The organism is Pseudomonas oryzagri, assembly GCF_020831405.1.
Classification (GTDB): Bacteria; Pseudomonadota; Gammaproteobacteria; order Pseudomonadales; family Pseudomonadaceae; genus Geopseudomonas; species Geopseudomonas oryzagri.
Genome location: NZ_JAJHPU010000019.1, coordinates 95561 through 116890, shown reverse-complemented (window position 1 = coordinate 116890; position 21330 = coordinate 95561). Strand labels below are relative to the sequence as shown.

Genomic DNA, 21330 nt, shown 5'->3' with positions numbered 1-21330 from the left:
GAATTTTTCACCTTCGTTTGATGTCGGTTTGATGGCGCCTTGGCTAGGGTGGCTTATTTGCTCGAGCAGCCCACCCCATGCCCTCCGCATTCGCCGTTTCCTCCCCTGCGCGCCTGTGGGCGTCGTTCGCCGGCCGGTTTGCGCATGGCGGCGCCCGGGCTCGCGGCCGACAACTGCTCGGCGCCGCGGTTCTGCTGCTGGTGGTGGGCGTGGCCCAGGCCGGCTGGCGGCATTTCCATCCTGTGCAGGCTGAGGAAGGCTGGAGCACCGGCGTCTACCTCGACGGCATCGAGCGGGTCAGCGCGCTGGCCCGCGACGCCGAGGGCGGCCTGCTGGTCAGCCGGGAATTGCTCGACAGTAAGGGCGTGCTGCTGCGCCTGGCCCCGGACGGCCAGCTGAGCGAGGTGCAGGGCGGACTGTCCAAGCCCGACGGCATGGTCGCCTTCCGCGGCGGCGTGGCGTTCAGCCAGGAGCAGGGCGACCAGCCGGTGCTCTGGCGCACAGCCGCGGGCACCCGCGAGCTGTTCGAGGGGCGCAGCGTCGAAGGCCTGGCCAGCGATGGCCGCTACCTCTACGCCATCGAGGATCGCCACGACGACGGCAACCTGCTGCGCTTCGATCCCGAGCGCGATGTCGTCGAGGTGTTGCGACGCAACCTGGACGAGGGCGAGGGGGTGACCGTCTGTCCCGACGGCCGGCTGTTCTACGCCGAAAAGGGCAGGGGCTGGGTGCGCCAGCTGAGCGCCGACGGCAACGATCCCAAGGTGCTCACCGACCTCAAGCAGCCCGGCTTCCTGCTCTGCGATGGCGAGGGCCTGTGGGTCACCGAGGATGCCACCCACCAGGCCCGCGTGCTGCTGCTCGACCGGCGTGGCCAGCTGCATACCGTGCTGTCCCACCTGCGCTCGGCGCAGACCCTGCTGGAAACCACCCCTGGCCACTACCTGCTCGCCGAGCAGGGCCGCAACCGCGTGCTGCAACTGCAACGCATCGCCACTGGAAGCTGATTCATGCGTCGTCCGTCGTCCTCAACCGCCACGGGGCGTCCCGGCCTGGGCGAACACCTGGCCTTCGCCGCCCTGAGCGGCGTGCTGCTGCTCGTTCTCTACGCCCTGCTGCGCGCGGCCCTGCTGGTCTACAACCGCGACCTGATCGGCGCCACGCCGGCCAGCGCCTTCGTCGAGGCGTTTGGCAACGGCCTGCGCTTCGACCTGCGCCTGGTGGTGTTCGCCCTGGCGCCGTTGCTGCTGGCGATTCCCAGCCGCACGCTGATGGCCGCGCGGCGCTGGCAGCTGGCCTGGCTGAGCCTGTTCGCCAGCCTGACCCTGTTCCTCGGCGTGCTGGAGCTGGATTTCTATCGCGAGTTCCATCAGCGCCTCAACGCCCTGGTGTTCCAGTACCTGAGCGAGGACCCGAAGACCGTGCTGAGCATGCTCTGGTACGGCTTCCCGGTAGGCCGCTACCTGCTCGCCTGGGCGGCCGCCAGCTGGCTGCTGTTCAAGGCGTTCCAGCGCCTGCACCGCTGGACGCTGCCGCGCCAGTCAGTGGGACGGCAAGCTGGCGGCGTACGCTGGTACTGGCGCGGCACCGCGTTCGTGGTCTGCCTGCTGGTCGCGGTGGTCGCCGCCCGCGGCACCCTGCGCCAGGGCCCGCCGCTGCGCTGGGGCGACGCCAGCACCACCGAGTCGGTGTTCGCCAACCAGCTCGGCCTCAACGCCAGCCTGTCGCTGGCCGCCGCCGCCAAGGTGCGCTGGTCGGATCATCGCGACAACGTGTGGAAGGCCAGCCTGCCCGCCGCCGAGGCCGAGCAGCGGGTGCGCGACATGCTGCTGACGCCCCGCGACCGCCTGGTCGACGCCGACCGCGCGGCGGTGCGCCGGGTGATGTCGCCCGATGCCCAGCGCACCCTGCCCATCCGCAACGTGGTGGTGATCCTCATGGAAAGCTTCGCCGGCCACTACGTCGGCGCGCTGGGCGGGCAGGGCGACATCACCCCCAACTTCGACCGCCTGAGCAAGGAGGGGCTGCTGTTTACCCGCTACTTCTCCAACGGCACCCACACCCACCAGGGCATGTTCGCCACCATGGCCTGCTTTCCCAACCTGCCGGGCTTCGAGTACCTGATGCAGCAGCCCGAGGGCTCGCACCGCTTCTCCGGCCTGCCGCAGCTGCTCAGCAAGCGTGGCTTCGACAACGTCTACGTCTACAACGGCGATTTCGCCTGGGACAACCAGAACGGCTTCTTCGGCAACCAGGGCATGACCCGCTTCGTCGGCCGCAACGACTTCGTCGATCCGGTGTTCTCCGACCCGACCTGGGGCGTGTCCGACCAGGACATGTTCGACCGCGCCGACCAGGAGCTGCGCAAGCTGGCGGATGGCCAGCGGCCGTTCTACGCGCTGCTGCAGACCCTCTCCAATCACACGCCCTACGCGCTGCCGGACAAGCTGCCGGTGGACAAGGTGAGCGGCTTCGGCGGGCTCGACGAGCACCTGACCGCCATGCGTTATTCCGACTGGGCGCTGGGGCGCTTCTTCGACAAGGCGCGCCAGGCTCCCTACTTCAAGGACACCCTGTTCGTGGTGGTCGGCGACCACGGCTTCGGCAGTCCCGAGCAGCTCAGCGACATGGACCTGTACCGCTTCCACGTGCCGCTGCTGCTGATCGGCCCGGGCGTGCAGGACAAGTTCGGCGCGCGCAACGACATCGCCGGCACCCAGCTGGACATCGTGCCGACCATCATGGGCCGTCTTGGCGGCGAGGTGCAGCACCAGTGCTGGGGCCGCGACCTGCTCGGGCTGGACGCATCAGACCAGGGCTTCGGGGTGATCAAGCCATCCGGCAGCGACCAGACCGTGGCGCTGGTGTCGGGCAGTCGCCTGCTGGTGCTGCCGCAGGGCGGAGAGGCCAAGCTCTACGACTATCGCCTGCACGAGCAGGCCGGCGTCGAGCACGTGCAGGACGCGCAGGCAGTTGGGGAGTTGCTGCCGCGCCTGCAGGCCTTCCTGCAGGTGGCGACCCGCAGCCTGCTGGAAAACACCGCCGGCGTGGTCGGCGGCCAGGAGGCCGGCTCGCTCGCGCAGCGCGAGGAGCCGGCGCAGCGGCCGGGCGACTGAGCCGGCCGATGGCCTTCAGGCCGCGCGGCTGAAGGCCTTCCCGCCGGTCGGGGCCGCCCCGCGAGCGCGCCCCCGCATCCTCAGAGCATCTGCTCGATGGTGATGTAGTCGCCCACGGTGCGCAGGGTGAGCTGAACGGTCTGCTCGCTGCGGTTGCGCCAGTACCAGCCGTGCTTGCCGTCGAAGGCCGCGACCAGCACGCCCTGCAGCTCCGGCGTCTGCTGGCCCTTGCCGTAGCCGTGGTAGAAGTCCTTGGGGGCGTTGTAGGGATCGCCGTGGGCGTCGTAGTAGAGCTCCCCGCCATTGGCGCTCCACAGGTAGTTCACCTGCGCGCCTTTCTTCATCTCCAGCTTGATCTCGGCCGCTTCGTTGGGCTTCAGGGTGAGATTGACCTCGTGATGCTGCGTGCTGGACGCCGGCGTCTGCGCCTGCGTCGCCTGGGCTACGGCAGCGGCGGCCACCGCGGGCTGCGCCCGTTCGGCGTCGGCCTCCGCGGCCAGCGCCGCCTTCAGCTCGCCCATCGGCGTCAGCTCCAGCAGACGACCGGCGCCGGTCGGGTCGATGGCGTACTCAGCCGGCATCACCACGGTGACCAGCAGGACGCCGGCGGTGATCAGGGCGATGACGGTGGAGCGCAGCAGCTGGGCGCTGCTGGGCAATTCGTCGAGGCTGGGGCGTTGGCTATTGAACATGGCAGGCATTCCTCACGGGGACACGATCAGGCCGGTGAGCTGGTAACCCATCAGCAGGAAACCGGCGCTCATCATGGCGACGTTGGCGGTGTAGGCGTGGCGCCCGAAGCGGGCGCTGCGTCGCCAGTAGCCCATGGCGATCAGGATGGCGGCGAGGGCGAGCAGCTGGCCGATCTCGACGCCGACATTGAAGGCGATCAGGTTGGGAATCAGGCCATCGGCGGCGATCCGGTAGTCGAGGATCTTGGTGGCCAGGCCAAAGCCATGGATCAGGCCGAACACCAGGGTGGCCACGCGGGTATCCGGCTGGCAGCCGAACCAGCGCTGGAAGGCGCCCAGGTTGTCGAGGGCCTTGTAGACCACCGAGAAGCCGATGATGGCGTCGATCAGATAGCTGCTGACGCTGATCTCCAGCAGCACGCCGAGCAGCAGGGTGACCGAGTGGCCGACCGCGAACAGGGTGACGTACAGGCCGACGTCCTTGAGCCGGTAGAGGAAGAAGATCACCCCGAACAGGAACAGCAGGTGGTCGTAGCCGGTGATCATGTGCTTGGCGCCCAGGTAGGCGAAGGGCAGCAGCATCACCCCCGAACTTTCCTGGATGAAGCCCTTGTCGCCGGCGGCCACGCCGTGGGCCAGGGCCTCGGGAATGAGCAGGCAGAGCAGGGCGCCGAGCACGGTCGGTGGTAGCCAGCGGCGCAGGCGCGCGCGGGGCGCACCGGCGTGGCTTGGGGATGGGCAGGGCATGGGACGGTCCTGTTGTAGTTATCTTGAGGTCGCCGCGCAGGCGACCGCCGTCGGAGCACGGGCCGGCAGAGAGGCCATCCGCACGGGAAAGCCCGGGCATCGGGCAGCGAACGGATGGAGTGACCCAGGGGCCTGCGCTTGTCGCTCGATCGTGGCGCTCGGCCGGGTGGCCGGCAATCGGGCGAGAGGGGGGAATGCCTGCTGCCTTGGTATTGCCCCCTCGGTCGGTGCGGGGGCGTCGACGCAGGTGGTTGCACGCCGGCCTGCTCGCCTTTTGTGGCGTGCGACGGTTATCCGCCTGGCGCCAGCAGGGCACGCAGCGGCGCGAAGCCCGCGCGATAACGCCCGGCCAATTCTTCGGCGAGCGCGCGCAGCTGAGTGGGGCGGGCGGCGAAGGCGGCATCTAGGCCGGTAGAGATCTCGCCGACCGTGACGCTGCCGGGCAGGCCGGCGGCCTCCCAGGAGGCGGCGTAGGCGGCCGCCTTGCCGGGACCGCTGCGCTGCAGGCTTAGACGCGGCAGGGCGTAGGCCATGGCGACGATCCGCCCGTGCAGGCTGCTGCCGAGAAAGCCTTGGCTGGCGGCGACCAGCGCGCAGATATCCCAGAGGTTCAGCGATTCGACGACGCGCGTCGGCGCGTGCAGCCGCGCGGCCGTGCGCCGGTAGCTGTCCAGCTCGTCGTGCCAGGGCGCGGCGCCGGCGCGGAACAGGGCCACGCCCAGCCCGTGGGCCTGCGCGACCCGGTCGAGTTGGGCGGCGATCTCCGCCAGCGTGGCGTCGTCGGCGAAGTCGGTGCTGAACTGCACGGCCAGATAGCCGTGCGGGAAGGCGCGGCGCACCTCGGCGATCTCGCCCTGCGCGGCGCGACGGCCGATCCGCGCGCCGAACAGCTCCTTGACCAGCACCGCCGGGTCGGGCACCAGCCGCGCGCCGATGCCGGCGGCCTGCAGCAGCGCCTGGGTTTGGCGGTCGCGCACGCTCAGCTTGCTCGCCAGGCGAAGCTTGCCCACCACCTCGGCGCGCAAGGCCGCATCGCGTTCGTCCAGGTCCATGCCGCCCACCGCGGTGAACAGCAGCCGCGCCTGCGGGAATAGCTCGCGGCCGACCACGTAGGGCGCCCGGTCGGGAATGCCGAGTACGCCCTGCGCCCAGGCCAGCCACCCCTGCGGCTGGCGGTCGAGCTGCGCCACAGTGGTTTGCACCTCGTCCGCCGGCAGCAGCATCACCGCCGCTTCCCAGGCATCGCAGGTCAGCAGCTCGCCGCCGACGTGGAGTATGTCGACCGGCTGGCCGGCGAACTCCCTGGCCAGCTCGGAAAGCGCCTCGACCCGGTGGCCGCCCCACGGGCGCAGGTCGCGCTCGGCCAGTCCGGCGAAACGCAGTTCCCGCCCCGGCAGCAGCGCGGCGGCGATATGCGGGAACAACAGATCGCCGAAGTTGTGCCGGTCGAAGGCGCCGAACAGCAGGGTAGGGGCTGCGCCCGGCGTCGTCTTGCCTGTCGAGCCGCCTCCGCCGATGGCTGGGAACATGCCGCCGCGCCTACAGGTGAGAAACGTAGGCGGGGGGTGCGAACCGGTCGTGCAGGCCGTCGACGTAGGTGATGTGCAGTTGGGACAGCTGCTGCTCGGTGAGGGCGTCGAGGCAGCCGAGATTGACGCCATACATCTTGCCCATGGGCGTGTCGTTGCCCACCCCGAACGGCCTGACCCCGCAGTGCTTGCAAAAGTAGTGATGGTTCAGATGGGTATTGAAGGTGTAGCGGGTCAGCTGGTCTTCGCCGGCAAGCAGGCGAAAGCCATCCTCGCTGGCCACCGCGGGCCAGAAATGCGTCCGCCGGCAGATCGAGCAGTTGCAGCGATAGGTGGTCTGGGCGAGGTCGAGGTCCGCCTCGAAGCGCACCGCGCCGCAATGGCAGCTGCCGGTGTAGGTCTTCAGCATGGTCCGATCCTCCTCGTTGCGGCGCGATATGCGATCAGCGAGCGGCTGGGCCGTCGCTTACCGGGTGCCGTGCCCAGCGCGACTGCTGGTGGGCTCGAGGGCCGGGGGGAGCCGAAAGGCGCGCCGGCAGTCGTGCGCCCGGTCGGCAGCCTTCGCTGCGTGCGCTATTCAGCGTAGTCCGTACTCGGCGGGCGGCCTCCGAGCCGCATGCGCCACGCGGGACTAACCCGCCAGCCGCTCGGCGAGAAAGTCGATCAGCACCCGCAGCTTGGGCGGCAGGTGGCGGTTGGGCGGGTAGAGCACCCAGGCGGTGCCCTGGTAGGAGCCGGTGTAGCGCCAGTCCGCCAGCACCTGCTGCAGGCGCCCGTCGGCCAGCGCCTGGGCGGCGGTGAACTGCGGCAGGCAGGCGATGCCGAGGTGGTTGAGCGCGCCGTTGAGGCGCACTTCGCTGTGGTTGCTGGCCAGCCGGCCGCGCACCGCAACCACGCACTGTTCGCCGTCGCGGGCGAAATGCCAGCGATGGTCTTCCGGGCGTTCGTCCAGGTACAGGCACTGGTGGCGCACCAGCTCGTCCGGATGCTGCGGTACGCCATGTTCGGCCAGGTACTGCGGGCTGGCGCAGAGCAGCTGGCGCACCTGACACAGCGGTCGCCCGGCGAGGTTCTGCGGCGGCTGGTCGGTGATGCAGACGATCAGGTCGAAGCCCTCGGCGATCAGGTCCGGTGTGCGGTCGCTGAGGTTGAGGCTGACGTCCACCTCCGGATGGCGGGCAAGAAAATCGGCCAGCAGCGGCGCCACCAGATACTTGCCGAAAGCCTTGGGCACCGACAGGCGCACCTGGCCGCGCGGATGGCTCATCAGCCGCTCGCCGACCGCCACCGCGGCCTCGGCGGCGACCAGCATCTCCCGGCAGCGCTCGAACACCTCGGCCCCGGCCGCGCTCAGGCGCAGGCGGCGAGTGGTGCGCTCCAGCAGGCGCAGACCGAGCGCCTGCTCCAGCTGGGCGATCTGCCGGCTCAGCGCCGACGGGCTGCCGCCCTGCAGGCGGGCCGCCGCGGAGAAGCTGCCGCTTTCCACCACGCGGACGAAGCTGGCCATCAGCGGCAGCAGCTGGTTGTTCTGATTCGTGTTCATGGCGAACAAGTGTTGTGTGTTTGCGCCGGATTATCGCGGCAGGCGCGGCAATGAACAATGCGCTCACATGGCCTGTGCGGTCGGTCGATGGATTCCGAGGCGCGTCATTGAGATTTCGAGCCAGGTTCCGCGACGCGGCATGGCCGGGCGATGGCGAGGAGCGGCAACCCGCTACGGGGACCTCGGGCGCCGCAATCGACCACGCGAATCCACCGAGCAGGCACCACCCCCAGAAAGCCGGAGTCCACCATGCATACCCTCAGTCGCCCCTTGCCCGTACGCCTGCTGCACAGCAGCGACCTGCTCCTGCTGCTGGTGGCCATGGTCTGGGGCACCAGCTACGGCATCGCCAAGCAGGCGCTGGTCTTCTACCCGGTGCTGGGCTTTCTCGCCGCGCGCTTCTGCATCACCTTCCTGCTGCTGGCCCCGCAGCTGCGCGGCGCCGGCCGTGCCGCCCTGGGGCCCGGCCTGCCGCTGGGGCTGGTGCTGCTGGCCATCTTCCTCTGCGAAACCTATGGTGTGGCGCACACCAGTGCCAGCAACGCGGCCTTCCTGATCAGCCTGTGCGTGGTACTGACGCCCTGCGTCGAGTGGCTGCTGCTCGGCCAGCGCCCGGATGCCCGCCTGTGGCCGGCGGTGGCCCTGTCGCTGCTCGGTACCTGGCTGCTCAGTGGCGGCGTCGAAGCGAACTTCAACCTGGGCGACGGCCTGCTACTGGCGGCGGCGCTGCTGCGCGCCGTGCAGGCCTGCCTGACCCGAAGGCTCAGCATCGGCCGCGAGGTCCCCGTGCTGGCGCTGACCGCCGTGCAAACCGGGGTGGTCGGCTTCGGCTGCCTGCTGCTCGGCCTGCTGCTCCCCGGCGGCCTGCCCGCGCTGCCGACCGCGCCGGCTTTCTGGGCCGGAACCCTCTACCTGGTGCTGTTCGCCACCCTGTTCGCCTTCTTCGTGCAGAACCGCGCCCTCGGTAGCAGCAGTCCGACCCGCGTCAGCCTGCTGATGGGCAGCGAACCGCTGTTCGGCGCGCTGTTCGCCGTGTTCTGGCTGGGCGAGGCGCTGAGCTTCGCGGCCTGGGCCGGCGGGCTGCTGATCGTCGCCGCGACGCTATGGGCCAGCCTGGCGCGGCATCTGCGGTGATCAGGCCGGGTAACTCCCGCCGCGCCGCTGTAGCAAGGGATTAGTAGGCGAGCTGCCCGTCGATGCAGGTCACCGCCATACCGCCAACCTGGATGCGTTCGTCCTCGATGGCGACGCGCACCCGCCCGGCGCGGCCGAGGGCGGCGCCCTGCGAGGCAAGGTAATGGCTGCCGAAGTGCGCGGTCTGCCCGCTGTCACGGATGAAGACGGCGACGCAGCCGTTACCGCTGCCGCACGCCGGGTCCTCGTCGATGCCACAGGCCGGGGCAAAGGAGCGCACCTCGATGCCCGCCGGCTGGCCGGCGGGGTAGGCGCCGAAGATGGTCACCCCGGTTTCCTGCGGCTCCTGCTCGATCAGCTTCATGCGTGCCATGTCCGGCTTGCAGGCCAGCACCGCCGCGGCGCTGTCCAGCTGGGCGACTATCCAGCGCGCACCGACGTCGATCAGCCGCGGCGGAGCCTCGCGGGACACGGCGCAGCCGAGGATGGCCTCCAGCTCGTCGATCTCGGCATCGCTCAGCGGGGTGATCGCCGGTTGCGGCAGATCGAAGGTGATCCACCGCTCGCCATCGCCCGCCTCACTCACCTCCAACTGCACCAGCCCGGCCGCGCATTCCTGCACCAGCAACCCGTCGTGCGGCTTGATCACCCCGGCCTCCAGCAGCGCGTGGGCGGTACCGATGGTCGGGTGGCCGGCGAACGGCAATTCGGACGCGGGCGTGAAGATCCGCACCCGGTAATCCGCCTCTGCGCTGCTCGCCGGCAGCACGAAGGTGGTTTCGGACAGATTCGTCCAGTGGGCGATCTGCTGCATCTGCTCGGTGGAGAGGCCCTCGGCCTGCAGCACCACGGCAACCGGATTGCCCTTGAACGGGACCTTGGTGAAAACGTCAACTTGCTTGAAGGAGGCGTTGGGCATGGCGGGTTCTCGGTTGGGGAGGGGGATGGCGACATCCTAGGCACGGTGGGGAAGACGGGTACAGGTGCAAATAATGAAAAAATTAAAGAGTACAGTTTGAGGCGGGGTAAGAGATGGCAAAAGGCGTTCCCACGCGGGAGCATGGGAAAGAACCAGCAGGGGTTTCTAGCGGCTGCAGATGGGCGCTCAGATGTAGGGTGGGTAACTCGCGTAGCGATTACCCACCGTGGGCATCGGTAGACAAGGCTGCGCCGTTGTCATCCTATATCTTCAAATTTGCAATTAGATGGGGTAATAGCCCCTGCGGTTCAATCACGTTGCAGCTCGCTGGTTATTGCTTTGATGGTGCGACTTCTCGCGATACCAGCAAAAAAACCGAACGCCAGACCAAATGGAACACCAATGTAAAGGAATCCTTGAGCAAAGAGCGCTAGAGCGATACCTTGAAACACGATAAGGTGCTCTCGGGTATGCCAGGGGCGAAAGGCGAGCCATCCGGCGGCGATGACCACAGCGGAAACTTGATATATAACGGTGAGTCCTTCGGATTCTGCAAGTTGTCGAAAGCCAGGCAAGGGGAAGGGCGCGGTCGACAATCGGGACCAGGCCGCAGCTGCGGCGAATGCGATGGCCCATGCGAAAACTAAGAGAAGTTCGAAGGGGCGCGCCATTTCCTCTCCTGTGGTCTGACGATTAAGCTAACGGGCAGGCAAAAGCGTAGATTTTGACTGCCCAGTGAACGAGTTGAGCTGAATTTGAACGAGTTGTTAAGAATCTGCAGCGCCGCCCTTGTGTGCGGCGACGATTTCTTGCATTACCTTGTCAAAATCCATTAATCCATCAATGGCTTCATCAAGGGGCATACCAGCGCCGCGACTCACGACGAAGGCTGCTGCTAGGCGGTCACCAGCTAAAGCCAGTTCCAACGCCTCTCGTAAAATGGCATCTGGCGGGAGAGTTTTGAAGAACCCCTCTACTCGACCACGTAGGTACCGGTACCTCGGTTCTGTAAGCGGATGCCGAGCTGTTGAGTTTTTTGCAATTTGAGCAAAGACCGCTGCTGAGGCGGCTGACTCACGGGCACCGGTAAGGCTAATGAGATCCTGAGCAACCTTTGCAGCTAGCTCCTGGTGGGATGAGAAGTAGTTGACGACATGCCGGGAGCGTAGCAAGCCCTTAAGGGCTGAAAGTTTTACCGCGGATTCGCCAACTTCAACATGTCGTGGATATACAGGGTGGTTATCTTCGTCCATTAAGTAGATGAGGCAGGGCAGCTTGAGTGCGGTTGCTTCTTCATACTCGAGGTGCGTAAGCGACTTCCCGGTTTCATGGTCAATTGAGCCGTACCGCATTCCAAAGATACCTACATATATATCTGACTCACGAACCAATCTTAGGCATTCTTCTTTGGGGGATTCGGGAAGTGCTCCAAAGTATTCCATTGCTTTGGCTCCGTGTTGAAGGCGAGCCAGAGCCTCTCGAACCAGGGTCCGATGATTTTCAAGGTCGACAAAGGTTGAACTCACGAAAACGATTTCAGTCATGACTCAGATGCCTAATGATTGTGGTGGCCGGCGAGCAAAGCCTAGCTTTTGCGGGTCCGGTGAGCGAGGCGAACGGGGGTTAGGCACTAGTTATGTCTGCTACTATTTGTCTGTGCTGTGGAGCATGAAGTGCTCAATTTCGTCTTTAGTTAGCCCATGTTCTTTTGGGATGTAGTCGTAACAGGTAAATGGAACCTCTGAGCCATTTTGGCGTTTGTTTATAGCCATTGTTGCCATTCTGATGGCATCAGCGATTTTTTCTTTATTTTCAAGGGAGGCTAGCAGGAGCTCTAAGGACTTTTGTGCTGCCATGCCAGCTTGGTGACCAAGAAAGCTTGAGCTTCTATTGTAGAAGTGGTTCATGCACACAATGGCTCTAGTAATTTTTTGATACTCAGGGTCAAGCTCGTTCGTGTAGATGGTTGCGTGAGCTGGAAGGAAAAACAGTGCAGATAGAAACAGGGTAAATTTCCACATTCTTAGCCGCCTTGGCACTTAACTATAAATAGACGCCAATTGATGTATAACTCTCCGGGCGGGACTGGCGCATAAGATCCCGGGCTGCTCGATTGCCGCCGCTCTGGCCTGCGGCTTTCGCGCTGGAGATGGGGTTGAAAGGCGGTGATGTACCATGCCGGCAAGTCCCTCTGCGTTCGGCTTTTGCGTACCCGAGATTAACGCGCCACCCAGACAAAAAACAACCGGGGATGGCACTGCCATCCCCGGTCATCCAAACAAACTTCAGCCATTACCTACAGCAAGTAATTCCCCAACTCCCTCGCAATCAACATCCGCTGAATCTCGCTGGTCCCCTCATAAATCTGCGTGATCCTTGCATCGCGGTAGTAGCGCTCCACCGGATAGTCCTCCAGGTAGCCGTAGCCGCCGTGGATCTGGATGGCGTTGGAGCAGACCTGTTCGGCCATTTCCGAGGCGAACAGTTTGGCCTGGGAGGCTTCGGTCAGGCAGGGCAGGCCGGCGCTGCGCAGGCGGGCGGCGTGCAGGGTGAGCAGGCGGGCGGCGTTGATGCGGGTGTGCATGTCGGCCAGCAGGTTGGCGATGCTCTGGTGCTCGACGATCGGCTTGCCGAACTGTACGCGGTCGCGGGCGTAGCGCAGGGCGGCTTCGAAGGCGGCGCGGGCGATGCCGATGGACTGCGCGGCGATGCCGATGCGCCCGCCTTCCAGGTTGGAGAGGGCGATGGCCAGGCCCTTGCCGCGCTCGCCGAGCAGATTTGCCTGCGGGATGCGGCAGTCGTCGAGGGCGATGGCGCAGGTGTCGGAGCCGCGCAGGCCCATCTTGTGCTCGGCGCGCTCGACCACGAAGCCGGGGGAGGCGGTCGGCACCAGGAAGGCCGAAAGGCCCTTCTTGCCCAGCTCCGGGTCGGTGACGGCGAAGACGATGGCCAGCTTGGCGCGCCGGCCGTTGGTGACGAACTGCTTGGCGCCGTTGAGCACCCACTCGCCGTCGCGCAGCTCGGCGCGGGTGCGCAGGTTGTTGGCTTCGGAGCCGGCCTGCGGTTCGGTCAGGCAGAAGCAGCCGATGGCCTGGCCGCTGGCCAGGTGGGACAGCCAGGCTTCCTTCTGCTCCTGGTTGCCGTAGTTGAGCAGCGGGGCGCAGCCCACCGAGTTGTGCACGCTCATCAGCGCGCCGAGGGCGCCGTCGCCGGCGGAGATTTCCTCGACGGCCAGGGCGTAGGCCACGTAGTCGACGTAGCTGCCGCCCCATTCCTCGGGCACCACCATGCCGAGCAGGCCCAGTTCGCCCATCTGCGCGACCAGCGCGTCGTCGATCCAGCCGGCCTTCTCCCAGGCGGCGGCACGCGGGGCGATTTCGCGCTGGGCGAACTCGCGGGCCATGTCGCGGATCATGCGTTGTTCTTCGGTCAGTTCCAGGTCGTTCATCGCCATACTCTCTTGTTCTTGTCGGTGCCTGCTCGCGCTCTGCTGCACGGCGGCCCGGCGCCTCGCAATCGATTGCGCCTTGCCTGGCGTTGGCCCGCGAGCGTGAGCAGGCTCAGGTGGCTGAGCGCTCAACCCGCGTGGCGGGTCGTTCCGGCAGTCTGACTGCCCGGGAAGAAGCTGGCTACCCGCTCGGTGTCCACGGCGTCGAGACTGGGCGGGTTCCAGTGTGGGTTCTTGTCCTTGTCGACGATCAGCGCGCGCACGCCTTCCATGATGTCGCCGCGCGCGAACCACTGGCGATCCAGGTGCAGCTCGAGGGCGAAGCACTCGGCGAGATTCAGCTCGCGGCCGCGGCGCAGCAGTTCGCGGGTGACGCACAGGGCCAGCGGCGAACGGCCGTCCAGCAGCTTGACGGTTTCCTCGGCCCAGTGCTGGAACTCGGCGCGCGTCTCGCTCTGCAGCGAGGCGCGGATCGCCGCGACGCTGTCCAGGGCGAAGTGCTGCTCGATGGCCGGGTGCAGGGCCTTGAGTTCGGCGCCCGGCAGCTTGCGCGAGGCGAGGGTGGCGAGCAGGGTGCGCAGGGCTTCCTGCGGGTGCACCGTCCAGCTCAGGTTGTCGAGGCAGCGGTCCAGCTCGGCGAGCTGCTCGCTGGGCAGGCACCAGTCGGCGAGGCCCGCGTAGAGGGCGTCGGCGGCGCGGATCTGCACGCCGGTCAGGCCCAGGTAGGTGCCCAGCTCGCCGGGCAGGCGCGGCAGGAAGTAGCTGGCGCCCACGTCGGGGAAGTAGCCGATGGCGGTTTCCGGCATGCCCATCTTCGCGCGCTCGGTGACCACGCGCAGGGCGGCGCCCTGCACCAGTCCCATGCCGCCGCCGAGCACGAAGCCGTCCATCAGGGCGAGGATCGGCTTGCGGTAGGCGTGGATGTACTGGTCGAGGGCGTATTCCTCCTCGAAGAACTGCTCGTGCAGGGTCGAACCGCGCTGGTAGCTGTCGTACAGCGCGCGGATATCGCCGCCGGCGCAGAAGGCCTTCTCGCCGTTGGCGCGCAGCACCACGGCGAGGATCTCGGCATCCTCCGCCCAGGCCTGCAGCTGGCGGTGCAGCAGCTGCACCATCTCCAGGTTGAGGGCGTTGAGGCCGGCCGGGCGGTTGAGGGTCAGGTGGCCGATGCGGTTGCGCACCGCGGCCAGTACGGGGGCTTCGCTCATGCCTCAGGCATCCTTGCGGTACAGGTTGATGATCGCCGAGAAGTCCAGCTCGCCGTGACCCTGGGCGCTGAAGGTCTGGTAGAGCTGCTGGGCGAGGGCGCCGAGCAGCACCGGCTGGCGCACCTGCTTGGCCGCCTCGCTGGCCAGGCCGAGGTCCTTGAGCATCAGGTCGGTGCCGAAGCCGCCGCTGTAGCCGCGCGACGACGGCACGTTGTCCATCACGCCGGGGAAGGGGTTGTAGGTGTCCGAGCTCCAGCAGCGGCCGCTGGAGGTGTTGATGATGCCGGCCAGCACCTTGGGATCGACGCCGAGCGCCACGCCCAGGCTCATCGCCTCGGCGGTGCCGATCATCGAGATGCCCAGCAGCAGGTTGTTGGCCACCTTGGCGGCCTGGCCGTTGCCGTGGCCGCCGCAGTGGACGATGTTCTTGCCCATGGCGGCGAGCACCGGCCGGGCGCGGTCGAAGTCGGCGTCTGAGCCTCCGACCATGAAGGTCAGGGTGCCGGCCGCGGCGCCGCCGGTGCCGCCGGAGACCGGCGCGTCGAGCATCGGGTTGCCGTGCTTCTCCGCCGCGGCGGCCACTTCGCGGGCGCTGTGCGGGTCGATGGTCGAGGAGTCGATCAGCAGCACGCCGGGACGCACGTTGGCGAGCAGGCCGTCATTGCCGAGGTAGACCGCCTTCACGTGGGCCGCCGCCGGCAGCATGGTGATGATCAGTTCGACGTCCGCGCGGGCCACGCCGCCCGCCGAGTCGGCAGCCTGGGCGCCGGCCTCGACCAGGGATGCGGCCGCCGCCGGCACCGGGTCGAAGACGGTCAGCCGGTGGCCGGCCTTGAGCAGGTTGTGGGCCATGGGCGCGCCCATGTGGCCGAGTCCGAGAAAGCCGATATGCATGGTGAGTCCTCTTCTTGTTCTCTCTGGCATGGCGGCCGGCGCGCGCGGCGCCGACCGTCCCGGCTCACTTCAGGGTGATGGTGGTATTGACGTGGCCGACCTCGTCCTCGTCGAACCAGCGTGCGGTGACCGTCTTGGTCTGGGTGTAGAACTGCACCACCTGCTTGCCGTACGGGCCGAGGTCGCCGAGCTTGGAGCCGCGGGAGCCGGTGAAGGAGAACAGCGGCACCGGCACCGGAATCGGCACGTTGATGCCGACCTGGCCGACGTCGATCTCTTCCTGGAAGTGGCGGGCCGCCGCGCCGGAGCGGGTGAAGATGGCGGTGCCGTTGCCGTTGGGGTTGGCGTTGATGATGGCGATGGCCTCGTCCATGGTCGCCGCCTGCATCACGCAGAGCACCGGGCCGAAGATCTCTTCCTTGTAGATGGTCATGTCGGCGCGCACGCCGGAGAACACGGTCGGGGCGACGAAGTTGCCGTCGGCGTAGCCCGGCACCTGCGGGTTGCGGCCGTCGAGCAGCAGCTCGGCGCCTTCCGCGACGCCGCGCGCGATCAGGCCGTTGACCCGCTCCAGCGCCGCGCGCGAAACCAGCGGGCCGACGTCGGTGCCCACCTCATGGCCGGCGTTGACCTTGAGGGTGCGGGCCTTCTCGACTAGCTCGGGCAGCCATTTCTGCGCCTCGCCCACCAGGATCACCACCGACAGCGCCATGCAGCGCTGGCCGGCGGCGCCGAAGCAGGAGCCGACCAGGTTGGCCAGGGTCTGCTGCTTGTGGGCGTCGGGCAGGACGATGGCGTGGTTCTTGGCGCCCATCATGCACTGGGCGCGCTTGCCGTTCAGGGATGCGCGGTTGTAGACGTGGGTGCCCACCTTGGTGGAACCGACGAAGGACACCGCCTTGATGTCCGGGTGGTCGCACAGCAGGTTCACCGCGTCGGCGCCGCCGTGGATGACGTTGAGCACGCCCGCCGGGATGCCGGCCTGCAGCGCCAACTCGGCCAGGCGCATGGTGACCATCGGGTCCTGCTCGGAGGGCTTGAGGACGAAGGTGTTGCCGGTGGCGATGGCCATCGGGAACATCCACAGCGGGATCATCGCCGGGAAGTTGAACGGGGTGATGCCGGCGCACACGCCCAGCGGCTGGTTGAGGGTGTAGGTGTCGACGCCGCCGGCGACGTTGTTGGCCAGCTCGCCGAGCTGCAGGCTGCCGATGTTGGCGGCGTGCTCGACCACCTCCAGGCCGCGGAACACGTCGCCCTCGGCGTCGGGCAGGGTCTTGCCCTGCTCGGCGGTGAGGATCGCCGCCAGCTCCTTCATGTTCTCGCGGATCAGCTGCTGGAACTTGAGGAAGATGCGCGCGCGGGCGCCGATCGGGGTCTTGCGCCAGGTCTTGAAGGCGACCTTGGCGCTGGCCACGGCGGCGTTCATTTCCTCAGCGGTGGCGAAGGGCACGCGGGCCAGCACTTCCTGGGTGGCCGGGTTGACGACGTCGCGCCACTCGGTGGTCTTCGATTCGACGAACTGGCCGTCGATCAGCAGCTTGACGGTGGGGATGGAGCGGGTAGCGGTCATGTTCACCTCGCCTCGGGGGCTTTCCTTGTAGTTGTTCTGGCCGGTGGAGCCGGTTCTGGAATCTAAGCTAGCAGTGGAAAATTGCCGGGAATAGCCGGGCGATTTGCACAGCCGATCTGCAAATCTGCACAATGAGGCGGAGTGCCCTTGCCGTAAACGTCAGGAGCGGTTTGCTGGCGATTTTCGGTGCAGCCAAACGCTCGCCAACAAGCCGGTTGCTACGCGGGAAGGGCGACGATCACCAAGACCGGGAGCCGACGATGGACTGGGACAACCTGCGCTATTTCCTCGAACTGTCGCGCGCCGGCACGCTGACCGCGGCGGCGCGGCGCCTAGGCGTCGATCACACCACGGTGGCGCGGCGCGTGCAGGCGCTGGAGAAGCAGCTCGGCCAGCCGCTGTTCATCCGCGGCGGCGCCGGCTATACGCTGGCCGAGGCCGGGCGCCGCCTGCTGGCGCAGGCCGAGGCGATGGAGAGCGCGTTCCTCGCCATCGAGCAGCCGGGGGAGGGCGGCCCGGATACCCTGTCCGGCTCGGTGCGCATCGGCGCCACCGAGGGTTACGGCGTCGCCCTGCTGGCCGGGCAACTGGCGGATCTCGGCGAGCGCTATCCGCACTTGGGCATCGACCTCCTGGCGGTGCCCCGCACCGTGCACCTGGCGCGCCACGAGGCGGACATCGTCGTCACCCTGGAGCGCCCGGAGCGCGGTCCGTACATCATCACCCGGCTGACCGACTACGTGCTGCGCCTGTACGGCTCGCGCGACTACCTGGCGCGGCATGCGCCGATCCGCCGCCGTGAGGACCTGCGCAAGCACCGCTTCGTCAGCTACATCGAGGATCTGCTGTACAGCAAGGAGCTGTACTACCTGGACGAGATCGGTCGCCCCGGCCAGGTCGCTTTGCGCAGCACCAGCATCCTCGCCCAGCAGAACGCCGTGCTGGCCGACGCCGGGCTGGCCATCCTGCCGAGCTTCACCGCGCGCCGCGAGCCGAAGCTGGTCGAGGTGCTGGCCGGGGAGATCGAGTTCGTGCGCACGTTCTGGATGCTGATGCCGGCGGAGAACAAGGACCTGGCGCGCATGCGCGTGTGCTGGGACTTCCTGCGCGAGATGGCGGCCCAGCAGCAGGAGCTGATGATGGGGCGCGGATCTCCAGCGCTGTAGGGGCGAATTCATTCGCCTGACGGGGCCGCGCTGGCGAATGAATTCGCCCCTACAGATCGTGATCGGCCCGATATCGGTGCCCATTCAGCCTACCCACGGCCGTCACCGTGGGCTAAAGCCCCCCTACAATGTTCCCGGACCTGACGACGGGCTGCGGTTAAGCGCGGACCTGTAGGGGCGAATTCATTCGCCTGACGAGGCCGAGCGGGCGCATGAATTCGTCCCCGCGGATCGTGCTGCCTCTGCTGCCAGCGATTATTCAGTTTCGTTTAAGTGGGGCTGGCTAGAGTGACCCCATCGAAAGCCACTCACTCCCCAGGAGACTTAAAATGAAAAAACTGACTGCCCTGCTTGCCACCGCCCTGATCGCCGCCACCGCCGGTGTCGCCCAGGCCCGCGATCTCGGCCCGGACGAGGCGCTGAAACTGCGCGATGCGGGTACCATTCAATCCTTCGAGAAGCTCAACGCCGCGGCCATCGCCAAGCACCCGGGTTCCACCGTCGAGGAAACCGAGCTGGAGGAGGAATACGGCCGCTACGTCTACCAGATCGAGCTGCGCGACACCCAGGGCGTGCAGTGGGATCTGGAGCTGGATGCCAGCAATGGCCAGATCCTCAAGGACCACCAGGACGACTGATGACCAAGACCACGCCCTTCCTCGCCGCGCTGGCCTTGCTGCTAATCGCCTCGGCGCAGGCCCGCGATCTGGACCAGGACGAGGCCCTGCGCCTGCGCCAGGAGGGCGTGATCCAGCCGCTGCAGCAGTTGCTGCAGCAGGCGCTGACGCGCTACCCCGGCGCGCGCCTGCTGGAGGCCGAGCTGGAGGAGGAGAGCGACCACTATGTGTACGAGGTGGAGCTGCTCACCGATGGCGGGCAGGTGCGCGAACTGGAGCTGGATGCGGTCAGCGGCCGCATCCTCAAGGACGAGGAGGACGACTGATGCGCCTTTTGCTGGTAGAGGACAACGTCGCCCTCGCCGACGAGCTGCTAGCCGACCTGGACCGCCAGGGCTACGCCGTGGACTGGCTGGCCGACGGCCGCGACGCCCTGGTGCAGGGCGCCACCGAACCCTACGACCTGGTCGTCCTCGACCTCGGCCTGCCCGGCATGCCGGGGCTCGACGTGTTGCGCCGCTGGCGCGCCGACGGCCTGGCCACGCCGGTGCTGATCCTCACCGCGCGCGACAGCTGGGCCGAGCGCATCGACGGCCTCAAGGCCGGCGCCGACGACTACCTGAGCAAGCCCTTCCATCCCGAGGAGCTGGCCCTGCGCATCCAGGCGCTGCTGCGCCGCGCCCACGGCGTGGCCAACCAGAGCGAGCTGAAGGCTGCCGGCCTCGCCCTCGACGAGGCGCGCCAGTGCGTGCGCCGCGGCGACGAGGAGATCGGCCTCAGTGGCGCCGAGTTCCGCCTGCTGCGCTACTTCATGCTGCATCCGGGGCAGATCCTCTCCAAGACCCAGCTCACCGAGCACCTCTACGACGGCGAGAGCGAGCGCGAGTCGAACGTCATCGAGGTGCACGTCAACCACTTGCGCCGCAAGCTCGGCCGCGCGGTGATCGAGACCCGCCGCGGCCAGGGCTACCGCTACGCCGGCGACGCGGAGCAGGGCGGGTGAGGTCGATCCAGAGCCGCCTCGGCCTCGGTCTGGCGGCGACGCTGGTGATCGTCATGCTGGCCCTGCTGCAGGGCAGCCTGTGGCTGCTCGACAGCGGCCTACGCCGCTACCACGAGAGCAACCTGCAGGACGAGGCGGAAACCCTGCTGATCGCCCTGGTGCGCGGCGAGGATGGCGTGCAGCTGGACGAGCGGCGCCTGCATCCGGCCTACCAGCGCACCTTCTCGGGGCGCTACTTCCGCATCGACTTCGCCGAGGATGTCTGGCGCTCGCGTTCGCTGTGGGACAGCGAGTTGCCGCGCCCGACCGACGAGGGCCTGGCCCCCGGTCTGGAAGACGGCATCGAGGGGCAGCGTCTGCTGGTCTACCGCGGCGACTACCGCCGTTTCGGGCAGAACTTCAGCATCAGCGTGGCGCAGGACTACACGCCGGTATTGGCGAGCCTTTCGCGCATCCGCTGGCTGGGCCTGGGCCTGGGCGCCGGCGGCCTGCTGCTGGCGCTGCTGCTGCAGTGGCTGACCATGCGTCGCGCGCTGGCGCCGCTGGAGCGGGTGCGCGCGCAGATCGCCGAATTGCAGGCCGGCCGCCTCGGCGCGCTGGACAACCGGGTGCCGGCCGAGCTGGAGCCCCTGGTCGGACAGATCAACCACCTGCTGCGCCACACCGAGGAAACCCTCAAGCGCTCGCGCCACGCCCTCGGCAACCTCGGCCATGCGCTGAAGACGCCGCTGGCGGTGCTGGTCAGCCTGGCCGGCCGCGAGGAGCTGCGTGGCCAGCCGGAACTGCGCGCCATCCTGCGCGAGCAGCTGGAGCAGATCCAGCAGCGCCTGGCCCGTGAGCTGGGCCGGGCGCGGTTGGCCGGCGAGGCGCTGCCCGGCGCGCACTTCGACTGCGCCGCCGAGCTGCCGGCACTGTGCGCGACCCTCAGGCAGATCCACCCGCACGTCGACATCGACTGGCGGGCACCGTCCGGCCTGCGCCTGCGGTGGGACCGCGAGGACCTGCTCGAGGCGCTCGGCAACCTGCTGGACAACGCCTGCAAGTGGGCGGACAGCGCCGTGCAGGTCAGCGCCGGCGAGGATGGCGAAGGCTACTGGCTGTGCGTCGAGGATGACGGTCCGGGCATCGCCGCGGAGCAGCGCGAGGCGGTCATCGCCCGCGGCAACCGCCTTGATGAGCAGGTGGCCGGCCACGGTCTGGGCCTGGCCATCGTCCGCGACATCGCCCAGGCCTGCGGCGGTTCGCTGAGCCTGGAGGACAGCGCCGAACTCGGCGGGCTGTGCGCGCGCCTGCGCCTGCCGCGGCGCGGATAGCGGCGCGCCGCAAGCCGCTGTAGGGGCGAATTCATTCGCCCACGCCGCTCCGGTCAGGCGAATGAATTCGCCCCTGCACCATGCCCTGGGCGTCAGGCGATGGCCTTGCGGCCCGTCTGCCAATCCACGGCGCGGTGAAATGGAGCTAGAGTGAGTGATTGAGTCGGTCTATGTGATGACCGGCAAGCAGGTCCTCCTTAGTGATCCCCCAAATATCCTGGATAGCGAGTGAGTGAGGCACATCGATTTATAAGGATGTTCTCTTGGGCATATTTTAGGGGCGCTGTTCACGGCAACTCCTAAATTTTTGGCCTCATGTTGGCCTGCCAGGACCACCTCCATCGCCATCTGCTGGCTGCCTGCCTTAGCCAAATACCCTTGGGGATGAGCCTTGCTGGAGCAGCTACCGCAGCTTTATTGCCATTGCT

21 protein-coding genes are annotated in these 21330 nt (G+C 67.4%); 8 read left to right on the top strand and 13 right to left on the bottom strand.

Annotation, left to right across the window (positions count from 1 at the left end; genetic code table 11):
* Positions 1 to 77: 77 nt before the first annotated feature.
* The gene (locus LMJ29_RS08415; protein WP_229605074.1) at positions 78 to 1007 is read left to right on the top strand and encodes an NHL repeat-containing protein; all 930 of its coding nucleotides are present in this window, start codon (positions 78 to 80) and stop codon (positions 1005 to 1007) included.
* 3 nt (positions 1008 to 1010) lie between these two features.
* Positions 1011 to 3116, top strand: coding sequence for an LTA synthase family protein (locus LMJ29_RS08410; protein WP_229605073.1), 2106 nt, complete (start codon positions 1011 to 1013; stop codon positions 3114 to 3116).
* Positions 3117 to 3196: 80 nt separating this feature from the next.
* On the opposite strand, the gene LMJ29_RS08405 is transcribed toward LMJ29_RS08410, so the two are convergent.
* The 5 genes from LMJ29_RS08405 to LMJ29_RS08385 all read right to left on the bottom strand — a co-directional run bounded on the left by LMJ29_RS08405 (position 3197) and on the right by LMJ29_RS08385 (position 7627).
* Positions 3197 to 3808, bottom strand: coding sequence for a transmembrane anchor protein (locus LMJ29_RS08405; protein WP_229605072.1), 612 nt, complete (start codon positions 3806 to 3808; stop codon positions 3197 to 3199).
* Positions 3809 to 3820: 12 nt separating this feature from the next.
* Positions 3821 to 4555: a HupE/UreJ family protein gene (locus LMJ29_RS08400; protein WP_229605071.1), complete on the bottom strand. Its 735-nt coding sequence runs from the start codon at positions 4553 to 4555 to the stop codon at positions 3821 to 3823.
* Between the two features lie 290 nt (positions 4556 to 4845).
* Positions 4846 to 6084 (bottom strand): polysaccharide pyruvyl transferase family protein, encoded by a 1239-nt coding sequence (locus LMJ29_RS08395; protein ID WP_229605070.1) that lies wholly within the window; start codon positions 6082 to 6084, stop codon positions 4846 to 4848.
* 10 nt (positions 6085 to 6094) lie between these two features.
* Entirely contained in the window at positions 6095 to 6493 is a 399-nt protein-coding gene (locus LMJ29_RS08390) for a GFA family protein (protein WP_229605069.1), read from the bottom strand.
* Positions 6494 to 6715: 222 nt separating this feature from the next.
* Positions 6716 to 7627: a LysR family transcriptional regulator gene (locus LMJ29_RS08385; protein WP_229605068.1), complete on the bottom strand. Its 912-nt coding sequence runs from the start codon at positions 7625 to 7627 to the stop codon at positions 6716 to 6718.
* 249 nt (positions 7628 to 7876) lie between these two features.
* On the opposite strand from LMJ29_RS08385, the gene LMJ29_RS08380 reads away from it, so the two are divergent.
* The gene (locus LMJ29_RS08380; protein WP_229605067.1) at positions 7877 to 8761 is read left to right on the top strand and encodes a DMT family transporter; all 885 of its coding nucleotides are present in this window, start codon (positions 7877 to 7879) and stop codon (positions 8759 to 8761) included.
* Between the two features lie 40 nt (positions 8762 to 8801).
* On the opposite strand, the gene LMJ29_RS08375 is transcribed toward LMJ29_RS08380, so the two are convergent.
* The 8 genes from LMJ29_RS08375 to LMJ29_RS08340 form a co-directional block, all read right to left on the bottom strand.
* On the bottom strand, positions 8802 to 9680 hold the full coding sequence (locus LMJ29_RS08375) for a PhzF family phenazine biosynthesis protein (protein ID WP_229605066.1): 879 nt from the start codon (positions 9678 to 9680) through the stop codon (positions 8802 to 8804).
* Positions 9681 to 9988: 308 nt separating this feature from the next.
* On the bottom strand, positions 9989 to 10351 hold the full coding sequence (locus LMJ29_RS08370; RefSeq protein WP_229605065.1) for a hypothetical protein: 363 nt from the start codon (positions 10349 to 10351) through the stop codon (positions 9989 to 9991).
* A 96-nt stretch (positions 10352 to 10447) separates the two neighbouring features.
* A complete protein-coding gene (locus LMJ29_RS08365) occupies positions 10448 to 11224 on the bottom strand; it encodes a DUF4062 domain-containing protein (RefSeq protein ID WP_229605064.1) in 777 nt (258 codons plus the stop codon).
* Between the two features lie 102 nt (positions 11225 to 11326).
* Positions 11327 to 11701: a hypothetical protein gene (locus LMJ29_RS08360; RefSeq protein WP_229605063.1), complete on the bottom strand. Its 375-nt coding sequence runs from the start codon at positions 11699 to 11701 to the stop codon at positions 11327 to 11329.
* A 275-nt stretch (positions 11702 to 11976) separates the two neighbouring features.
* The gene (locus tag LMJ29_RS08355) at positions 11977 to 13128 is read right to left on the bottom strand and encodes an acyl-CoA dehydrogenase family protein (RefSeq protein WP_229605062.1); all 1152 of its coding nucleotides are present in this window, start codon (positions 13126 to 13128) and stop codon (positions 11977 to 11979) included.
* Positions 13129 to 13256: 128 nt separating this feature from the next.
* Complete coding sequence (locus LMJ29_RS08350) at positions 13257 to 14336, bottom strand: enoyl-CoA hydratase/isomerase family protein (RefSeq protein WP_229605061.1); 1080 nt, start codon at positions 14334 to 14336, stop codon at positions 13257 to 13259.
* A 3-nt stretch (positions 14337 to 14339) separates the two neighbouring features.
* Positions 14340 to 15230, bottom strand: a complete 891-nt coding sequence (mmsB, locus tag LMJ29_RS08345) for a 3-hydroxyisobutyrate dehydrogenase (protein WP_229605060.1) — start codon at positions 15228 to 15230, stop codon at positions 14340 to 14342.
* Between the two features lie 64 nt (positions 15231 to 15294).
* A complete protein-coding gene (locus LMJ29_RS08340; RefSeq protein ID WP_229605059.1) occupies positions 15295 to 16803 on the bottom strand; it encodes a CoA-acylating methylmalonate-semialdehyde dehydrogenase in 1509 nt (502 codons plus the stop codon).
* 260 nt (positions 16804 to 17063) lie between these two features.
* Here LMJ29_RS08340 and LMJ29_RS08335 point away from each other — a divergent pair, with 260 nt between their 5' ends.
* The 5 genes from LMJ29_RS08335 to LMJ29_RS08315 all read left to right on the top strand — a co-directional run bounded on the left by LMJ29_RS08335 (position 17064) and on the right by LMJ29_RS08315 (position 20902).
* Positions 17064 to 17969: a LysR family transcriptional regulator gene (locus LMJ29_RS08335; protein ID WP_229605058.1), complete on the top strand. Its 906-nt coding sequence runs from the start codon at positions 17064 to 17066 to the stop codon at positions 17967 to 17969.
* 329 nt (positions 17970 to 18298) lie between these two features.
* Positions 18299 to 18607 carry a PepSY domain-containing protein gene (locus tag LMJ29_RS08330; protein ID WP_229605057.1) on the top strand — a complete coding sequence of 103 codons (309 nt, stop codon included), beginning with the start codon at positions 18299 to 18301 and terminating at the stop codon, positions 18605 to 18607.
* Positions 18607 to 18912 (top strand): PepSY domain-containing protein, encoded by a 306-nt coding sequence (locus LMJ29_RS08325; RefSeq protein ID WP_229605056.1) that lies wholly within the window; start codon positions 18607 to 18609, stop codon positions 18910 to 18912. Before LMJ29_RS08330 ends, LMJ29_RS08325 begins: the two co-directional genes overlap by 1 nt.
* A complete protein-coding gene (locus LMJ29_RS08320) occupies positions 18912 to 19589 on the top strand; it encodes a response regulator transcription factor (RefSeq protein ID WP_229605055.1) in 678 nt (225 codons plus the stop codon). The genes LMJ29_RS08325 and LMJ29_RS08320 overlap by 1 nt, the downstream gene beginning before the upstream one ends.
* Positions 19586 to 20902, top strand: coding sequence for an ATP-binding protein (locus tag LMJ29_RS08315; protein ID WP_229605054.1), 1317 nt, complete (start codon positions 19586 to 19588; stop codon positions 20900 to 20902). Before LMJ29_RS08320 ends, LMJ29_RS08315 begins: the two co-directional genes overlap by 4 nt.
* Positions 20903 to 21330: the final 428 nt, after the last annotated feature.

What these genes read in the sequence shown, in the direction of transcription:
- LMJ29_RS08415 (WP_229605074.1), top strand. Translation starts at nt 78, where the DNA reads ATGCCCTCCGCATTCGCCGTTTCCTCCCCTGCGCGCCTGTGGGCGTCG.
- LMJ29_RS08410 (WP_229605073.1), top strand. Translation starts at nt 1,011, where the DNA reads ATGCGTCGTCCGTCGTCCTCAACCGCCACGGGGCGTCCCGGCCTGGGC.
- LMJ29_RS08405 (WP_229605072.1), bottom strand. Translation starts at nt 3,808, where the DNA reads ATGTTCAATAGCCAACGCCCCAGCCTCGACGAATTGCCCAGCAGCGCC.
- LMJ29_RS08400 (WP_229605071.1), bottom strand. Translation starts at nt 4,555, where the DNA reads ATGCCCTGCCCATCCCCAAGCCACGCCGGTGCGCCCCGCGCGCGCCTG.
- LMJ29_RS08395 (WP_229605070.1), bottom strand. Translation starts at nt 6,084, where the DNA reads ATGTTCCCAGCCATCGGCGGAGGCGGCTCGACAGGCAAGACGACGCCG.
- LMJ29_RS08390 (WP_229605069.1), bottom strand. Translation starts at nt 6,493, where the DNA reads ATGCTGAAGACCTACACCGGCAGCTGCCATTGCGGCGCGGTGCGCTTC.
- LMJ29_RS08385 (WP_229605068.1), bottom strand. Translation starts at nt 7,627, where the DNA reads ATGAACACGAATCAGAACAACCAGCTGCTGCCGCTGATGGCCAGCTTC.
- LMJ29_RS08380 (WP_229605067.1), top strand. Translation starts at nt 7,877, where the DNA reads ATGCATACCCTCAGTCGCCCCTTGCCCGTACGCCTGCTGCACAGCAGC.
- LMJ29_RS08375 (WP_229605066.1), bottom strand. Translation starts at nt 9,680, where the DNA reads ATGCCCAACGCCTCCTTCAAGCAAGTTGACGTTTTCACCAAGGTCCCG.
- LMJ29_RS08370 (WP_229605065.1), bottom strand. Translation starts at nt 10,351, where the DNA reads ATGGCGCGCCCCTTCGAACTTCTCTTAGTTTTCGCATGGGCCATCGCA.
- LMJ29_RS08365 (WP_229605064.1), bottom strand. Translation starts at nt 11,224, where the DNA reads ATGACTGAAATCGTTTTCGTGAGTTCAACCTTTGTCGACCTTGAAAAT.
- LMJ29_RS08360 (WP_229605063.1), bottom strand. Translation starts at nt 11,701, where the DNA reads ATGTGGAAATTTACCCTGTTTCTATCTGCACTGTTTTTCCTTCCAGCT.
- LMJ29_RS08355 (WP_229605062.1), bottom strand. Translation starts at nt 13,128, where the DNA reads ATGAACGACCTGGAACTGACCGAAGAACAACGCATGATCCGCGACATG.
- LMJ29_RS08350 (WP_229605061.1), bottom strand. Translation starts at nt 14,336, where the DNA reads ATGAGCGAAGCCCCCGTACTGGCCGCGGTGCGCAACCGCATCGGCCAC.
- mmsB (WP_229605060.1), bottom strand. Translation starts at nt 15,230, where the DNA reads ATGCATATCGGCTTTCTCGGACTCGGCCACATGGGCGCGCCCATGGCC.
- LMJ29_RS08340 (WP_229605059.1), bottom strand. Translation starts at nt 16,803, where the DNA reads ATGACCGCTACCCGCTCCATCCCCACCGTCAAGCTGCTGATCGACGGC.
- LMJ29_RS08335 (WP_229605058.1), top strand. Translation starts at nt 17,064, where the DNA reads ATGGACTGGGACAACCTGCGCTATTTCCTCGAACTGTCGCGCGCCGGC.
- LMJ29_RS08330 (WP_229605057.1), top strand. Translation starts at nt 18,299, where the DNA reads ATGAAAAAACTGACTGCCCTGCTTGCCACCGCCCTGATCGCCGCCACC.
- LMJ29_RS08325 (WP_229605056.1), top strand. Translation starts at nt 18,607, where the DNA reads ATGACCAAGACCACGCCCTTCCTCGCCGCGCTGGCCTTGCTGCTAATC.
- LMJ29_RS08320 (WP_229605055.1), top strand. Translation starts at nt 18,912, where the DNA reads ATGCGCCTTTTGCTGGTAGAGGACAACGTCGCCCTCGCCGACGAGCTG.